Origin of the sequence: Bacillus salacetis (assembly GCF_003581585.1) — a bacterium.
Lineage (GTDB): Bacteria > Bacillota > Bacilli > Bacillales > Bacillaceae_B > Rossellomorea > Rossellomorea salacetis.
On sequence record NZ_QXIR01000072.1, the window covers coordinates 1 to 1,729 of the forward strand.

Below are 1,729 nucleotides of genomic sequence, written 5' to 3' on the forward strand. Positions count from 1 at the left end.
TTTCAGCTTGTAGACAAAGTCCAAGATATGGACCACGTCTACAAGCTTTTTTTGTATAATTGGGTTGTAAATACTTTTTGGCATAAGTTTAGGTGGTTGGAATAGATAGTTGATTTCCACTACAGGCGCACGACTCCGCGGGGCGGGCGGTGAGCCTCCTCGCTGCGCTTGCGGGGTCTCACCTGTCCCGCAAATCCCGCAGGAGGTCGTACGCCTTTCGCTCCAATCAACCCTTTATAAACTAAAACTAGCTTTAACACCAAAACCTTGGAAAGATTTGTGGGGGATTCAATATGCTATCCAAACATGTAGAAGATGGGAGAAATCAAATTGAGATGGTTGCACTGGACCAGTTGGTCCCACAAGACCACTTAGTAAGAAAGATTGAACAAGCGATTGACTTTGAGTTCATTTATGACCTGGTAAAAGACAGATACTGTCTCCACAACGGAAGACCGAGTATCGACCCTGTTGTTCTAATTAAAATGGTATTTATTCAATACCTGTTCGGCATTCGCTCCATGCGTCAAACCATTAAAGAAATTGAGACCAACGTTGCTTACCGCTGGTTTATTGGGTATGCCTTTACGGAAAAGATACCCCACTTTTCTACCTTCGGCAAAAACTACGTTCGTCGTTTTCACGATACTGACTTGTTTGAACAGATTTTCTACCGTATCTTGAAAGAGGCTATGACAAAAGGGTTGGTAGATCCATCTGTTGCTTTCATTGATTCAACGCATGTAAAAGCGAATGCCAATAAGAAAAAATTCGAGAAAAAAGTGGTTCGAGTTGAAACGAGGAGTTACCAGGCTCAATTGGATGAAGAGATTAATATCGATCGTGAGGACCATGGAAAAAAGCCCTTCCCCCCACAGAATAACGAAGAGACGAAAGAAATCAAGGTAAGTACCACAGACCCTGAAAGTGGATACTATGTCAAAGATGAACGTGAGAAACTGTTTGCTTATTCATTCCATACAGCGAGTGATTCGCGTGGGTTTATTCTAGGCTCCCTTGTCACGGGTGGAAATGTTCACGATAGTCGGATGCTGGATCAACTTGTGGACCTAGTCAGTAATAAAGTTGGAAAACCTTCTTCTGTAGCTGTTGACGCTGGATATAAGACGCCCCATATTGCTAAGTTCTTAATGGACCAAGAAATCAGACCGGTCATGCCCTATACTCGTCCCCGAACGAAAGAGGGTTACCTAAAGAAATACGATTACGTTTATGATGAACATTTCGACTGCTATATCTGTCCGGAAGGACAAATACTTCCTTACCGCACCACCACAAGAGATGGATACAAACAGTATGCTTCTAATCCTTTAAAATGTAGGGACTGCCCATTATTACAAAAATGTACTCAGAGCCATAATCATACAAAGATGATCCATAGACACATTTGGCAGGATTATATAGACGAGGTTGAACATCTGAGGCACACTAATTTGAATAAAACACTTTACGCGCAGCGCAAAGAAACAATTGAAAGAGTTTTTGCTGATGCGAAAGAGAAGCATGGCATGCGTTGGACGACCTTGAGAGGTCTGAAAAAAGTTTCAATGCAGGCGATGCTTACGTTTGCTGCCATGAATCTTAAGAAGTTAGCAAACTGGACATGGCGAGGGCCATGTCCAGTTTAATGTTTATGGGCTTTTCTTCAAAAATTAACAAACCCTACTTCAATCAAAGGGTTGAAGTAGGGTTTGTCTACGGTCTGAAA

Annotated in this window: 1 protein-coding gene; it reads left to right on the forward strand. The window is 42.3% G+C overall.

Translation table 11 applies throughout. From position 1 onward, the window contains the following. The first annotated feature begins 293 nt into the window (after positions 1-293). Positions 294-1,649, forward strand: coding sequence for an IS1182 family transposase (locus tag D3H55_RS23540; protein WP_119549760.1), 1,356 nt, complete (start codon positions 294-296; stop codon positions 1,647-1,649). Positions 1,650-1,729 lie beyond the last annotated feature (80 nt).

Excerpts from the sequence above, each read along its gene's own strand:
- D3H55_RS23540 (WP_119549760.1), top strand. The coding sequence starts at position 294 with ATGCTATCCAAACATGTAGAAGATGGGAGAAATCAAATTGAGATGGTT.